Source organism: Flectobacillus sp. (assembly GCF_049240685.1).
In the GTDB taxonomy this organism is placed as follows: Bacteria; Bacteroidota; Bacteroidia; order Cytophagales; family Spirosomataceae; genus Flectobacillus.
The window spans coordinates 1-4686 of sequence record NZ_JBMLSD010000170.1; the positions used below are offsets into that span (position 1 = coordinate 1).

4 protein-coding genes are annotated in these 4686 nt (G+C 35.4%); all 4 read right to left on the bottom strand.

What is annotated here, in order from left to right; translation table 11 throughout:
* Positions 1–25: 25 nt before the first annotated feature.
* Positions 26–934 carry a hypothetical protein gene (locus tag ACOVQ4_RS07845; protein WP_421820101.1) on the bottom strand — a complete coding sequence of 303 codons (909 nt, stop codon included), beginning with the start codon at positions 932–934 and terminating at the stop codon, positions 26–28.
* 542 nt (positions 935–1476) lie between these two features.
* Positions 1477–2433: a hypothetical protein gene (locus ACOVQ4_RS07850; RefSeq protein WP_421820102.1), complete on the bottom strand. Its 957-nt coding sequence runs from the start codon at positions 2431–2433 to the stop codon at positions 1477–1479.
* Between the two features lie 276 nt (positions 2434–2709).
* Positions 2710–3231 (bottom strand): thioredoxin family protein, encoded by a 522-nt coding sequence (locus ACOVQ4_RS07855; protein WP_421820103.1) that lies wholly within the window; start codon positions 3229–3231, stop codon positions 2710–2712.
* Between the two features lie 326 nt (positions 3232–3557).
* Positions 3558–4247 carry a hypothetical protein gene (locus ACOVQ4_RS07860; RefSeq protein ID WP_421820104.1) on the bottom strand — a complete coding sequence of 230 codons (690 nt, stop codon included), beginning with the start codon at positions 4245–4247 and terminating at the stop codon, positions 3558–3560.
* Positions 4248–4686: the final 439 nt, after the last annotated feature.

Genomic DNA, 4686 nt, shown 5'->3' on the forward strand with positions numbered 1-4686 from the left:
GCCTATTGAAGCCAATAACGACCACTTAATTATTTTTATTCACAAAAATACTATTTACTTCTTCTGCGGGCAATCGTAAATCGTAGAGTAATGCCTTGATTTTTTCGTTACGTGCGTACTCGTGATATTGTTCAACTTCCAAACCAAACAGTTGTTTGAATCGAAGAAAAAACAACATAGGCGAAAGTTTTGATTGAGCAATAATAGGTCTTAGCTGAGTAGGAGACATAGTTATCGCATTCCTTAAAAGAACTTCTGCACGAAGTAGGCAATACATTTGCCAAAGGTTGATGGCCTTTTGCTTAATTTTTCGACTTCGGGCAGCATTGGCAAACAAATCATCCAGCATTTTGAGTGGCGAATGATAGGCATTTGGATAGAATACCTCAATATGGGAGAGCTTTGCTTTTTCGTAAAAAGCAATACGCTGTGGCCAATAGTAAAAAAATGGCATTCGTGCCTGAACAATATTTCCAAACGGCCACTGATTAATCCAATGGTCTAGGGAATGGATATTTCGAATAGTTACCACTTTAAATTGGACAAAGGCATCTTGCGGAATCATAAAAGAAAGATTCGTAAAAGAGCTCAGAAAAATCACACCTTCTTTTCCTTCAGAGTCGAGGGTGATATCATGCAGACAATGGTGGTTTACACGAAGTTTCATCGGCGCCAATGATTGAAAAAAAATCATGGTAAATGCCCGATGATTCACGCGACTGGGGTGTGTTAAAATAACAGAATCAGATGTAACAAATTTTCCTTCCCACGATTCAAACTGTGAGGTTTGTTGACCATAAATAATCTGACCAAACATCGTGTTTGTTTGGAAAGGATATGTGTTGGCTCCGTAATCACTCAAACTTTTTTGAGGTATTTGACGAAGCAATTCAGATAAATCTGTTAGAAAAGGTACATCAAACCTAGTGTTCATAGCTATTGAAATGTACTCGTTCCGAGTTTTTATAAAGAAGGACTACTTAGTGCTGACTTATGAATTGAACTTTGTGTTTTAGGCAACAGGCAAAGATTGTTAAATTGTTTTTGAATAACAATCGATATATTTTGCCGAATGCCCAATACCGGTTTATTAACGCCTAAAGCCTAATGTCTATTGCCTTGGGCTTTACCGTACTTACCTAAAATAAGCCTCCAATCATAAATCAGAGGCTTTACCATCAGACTTGAAGGGTGCTCCGCTCGCATGGCTCATTCCTTCCATTTATTGTATTTATATTTTTGTAAGGCACATTCCAGAAGAATGTACAATTCTATTAAGTTAGTAGGCAAAATAAAATTTAAGCTTTGGGCTTATGGCTTTCAGCTTTGGGCATTCGGCAATAATTTATCTATCCTTGCAAAGAATCGATTTAACACTCTTTGCCTTGTGCCTAAAACACAAAAATTAAATCTAATTTTATGCGATTACTTATGTTGTCGGCAATATTTTTAGATTGAGCAAAAATGTCCCTTTTCTTAATAAATCCTTGGACATTGGATTCCTGGAACAAATATATATCTCAATTTTAGGGTAAAAGTTGTATAGGCATCATTCCCATTTACGGTACCTCTTGGCGAATTGACTCCTGCATTCTGAGTAAGTGCTTGTCCAGTAGGGTCGTTAATAAAGGAATTTAACTTTGTAAGTCTATCCTTTTCTGTTACCGCGGCTATACGTTCGGTGGTACGTTGAGACATCGCGATACCAATACTTTTGGTAGGTTCTGTAAATCTGCTATAAACGACCAAAGGTTGTGCATATACCCCGCTCACGTCATCTATATAATCAAAAAACAATACTCTATAATTTAGCTCTGCAATTAAATCAATATTTTTCGAAAGTCTTGTTTTTAGTCCTAAACTAATCGGAACATTGATCCCCCAATTTTTATAGGTTTTTACCTCTGGATAATTGGGGCTACCCTGTCCTTCAGTGGTTAAGGGGCGTAAATCAACCCAATCGTTTCCAAGCGCAATTGGTAGTTTAGCTTGAGGATTATGTAAAAAAGCACCTATTCCAAGACCTATAAAAGGCTCAAATATCGCTCGTTTTTGTGGAGTACTTGCGATATTGAAGGGAGTCCAACGTCCTTGCAAAGTAAGCTCTTTGACATTATTTCTAAAATGTAGATTTCTTAAAAAGTCAGACAAGTTATTGGCATAATAATCGTCTGCTCCAAGTGCTACCCATGAAAGATTTACGCTAGCTTCTATTTGGCGGGTGATTTGTCGGCTAAGACCAACCGTGGCAGTCCAACGCAGTGCGTTTGCCGTAGAATTGACAAACTGACTCATAGGAGCCAAATCGCCATAGTAACTTGACACACCACCTCCAAACTCGACAGAGGTATATTTTCTAAAGGGTTGTCTGTATTGTGCAAAGCTGGTATAGCTCAAAAACAATAGCAAAATGAGTCCAGTTGATTGCCTCATAGGTCGTAATTGAATCTTGAATGAGTAAAATAATAAAGAGAATCACAAAGGTAAACGAATATCTCATGCAGATGAGTTTCCAATTTTCTTATCGATGATGGCCACAATGCGTAGAGATACGGTAAATATTTTCGATTATTCTTATTTATTAAATTTACTTCTTTACCTACTTTAGACCTTGAATGACTTCAGATTTTTACGTAAAGGAAATATATTCATCACGTATTTCTGGATATATCTTTAATTCTCTCGAATTGAAATTTCTGAATTTAGGGCTTATTTTTTCTTGGCGAAATTTATTTGAAAATCATTCCAAGAAACCGTTTTATAAGCATTATCTCCAAAATAATGAAGTACCATTTCGATATTGGGTGCTTCATAATAGCCTTGGAGAAAGTTGAGCATTTTGAGTTGTTCATCTACAAATACTAAAGTAGGAAATTTGATAGTCCCCTTTAGTAAATGTGTTGCCATGGGATTCATCTTATCTTTTGATTCGTAAGTATGTCCTGCAAAAGTTACAGGGCTGTCATCGAAGGCATCTAATAATACGGGGTAATAGTTTTGGTTGATATAAGTTGCGATAGCAGGTATTTTTAAAACTTTTTCCTCAAAATCATGGCAATAATGACAATCTTTTGAATATACTTTCCATAAAATTTTCTTGGGCTTTTGGGTGTACAATCTATCCAACTGTTTTACTGATAACCAGTTTACTTGTGCTTTTTGCTGCGAAAAAGCATTGTTAGCCAATAATAATATCAGGGAGAAAAATAGATATGTACCAAAACTTTTCATACTTCATTAAGTGATTTTAAATAATAGCTTATCAATAGGAGTGGTAAAATGTGCGTGTAATTTTATGATTACTAATGTTTTATCTTTAGGTTTTGAGCTATGAGCTTTCGGCGATGGGCTTCGAGCAAAAGTAAGTAAAAAGATGTTATTAGTTAACAGTATATCAGTTATTGTAATACATTCATAATCAAAAAGTTATCTTCAACTTTTACCTTAGACATACTATTAATTTAATCTTTCCAGTTACTTAGGTCTATAGTATTTACAAAATACTTTAAAGTTATTTGCCTATTGAGAATATTTACCTTGTGGATTTTATTTTCCTATTATTTGACAAGTCTAACCACAGTCATTGGCAAACAAATCACAGGAGCACATTCTGGAACACAAACTACATAAGGTAACGGAATTGATTCACATAAGTCACTAGTTGATACAAGTTTAATATTACTTCCGACCAATAAATTAGGTTTTGTTCCCATTCCACAGGCTACATACACGTTGTATACCTCATTCGCTAATCCCGAAAATGTTGTTGAAGTTTGGATTGATTGGATTACACCTCTCCCATTCGTTAATACATATTGCGGATTGATTCCCAGAGAGACTGGTACGGTAATACTGTTTGTGGTGGTATTACAATCACAAATTGACAAATCCACAGATGTACTTTTCCAGCAGTGATCTACACTATTCAAATTTACACCAACTTCCAGAGTTGGGACATTGGTTTGTGTATTATCCCAAGTTACCGCTACTGCTTTATAACTACCCACCGTTACATTGTCGATAGTTGCCGCATTCATCCCAGATTTGTATCTAATCACGTTTCCTCCATCTACCAAAACGACATAAGTAACAATATTAGCCCCTTGGCTTTGGCCTGTTAGATTTAGCGTAATGGTACCTGGCTTAAAATTACAGCCTAAATTTTGCCCAAGTGCCAATACACTTGTAGCCATGATCAACCCAATGATTTGGATTGTCTTAATGGCGCCAAAATATTTCTGTATCATTTTTCCCATATCTTTAATTTTAGCAATTTTTGCTATTAAGTAATCATACAAAAATGGATTTTTGCTTTAGACTTTAAGCTGTCGGCATTTAGCAAAAAATCTTTATCACATTATCAAAAACACCTTTAAATCTTTAGCTCATAAGCCCTGTGCTCAAAAGTATATCTGTGTTTATTAACAAACATTTTAAAACTCTTTACCTAAAGTCTGTTGTTTAAAAGCTTAATTTTAACTACTGTGCCTTCGGCTTTGAGGTATCAACTTTCGGCTATATTCTTTGAAAAAAAGCAAGTCTGTTTCTGTTAAAAAACATTTTTAAAACTCTTTGCCTCATGCCTAATCCTATTATTATAAAGAAAAAAGGGGAAGACCAAGCTTCCCCTTCGTCTTTTCTTAGAATCCAAGTACACCTGGATTAATATCTGTTGGACAGTTCACG

What these genes read in the sequence shown, in the direction of transcription:
- ACOVQ4_RS07850 (WP_421820102.1), bottom strand. Translation starts at nt 2,433, where the DNA reads ATGAGGCAATCAACTGGACTCATTTTGCTATTGTTTTTGAGCTATACC.
- ACOVQ4_RS07855 (WP_421820103.1), bottom strand. Translation starts at nt 3,231, where the DNA reads ATGAAAAGTTTTGGTACATATCTATTTTTCTCCCTGATATTATTATTG.
- ACOVQ4_RS07845 (WP_421820101.1), bottom strand. Translation starts at nt 934, where the DNA reads ATGAACACTAGGTTTGATGTACCTTTTCTAACAGATTTATCTGAATTG.
- ACOVQ4_RS07860 (WP_421820104.1), bottom strand. Translation starts at nt 4,247, where the DNA reads ATGATACAGAAATATTTTGGCGCCATTAAGACAATCCAAATCATTGGG.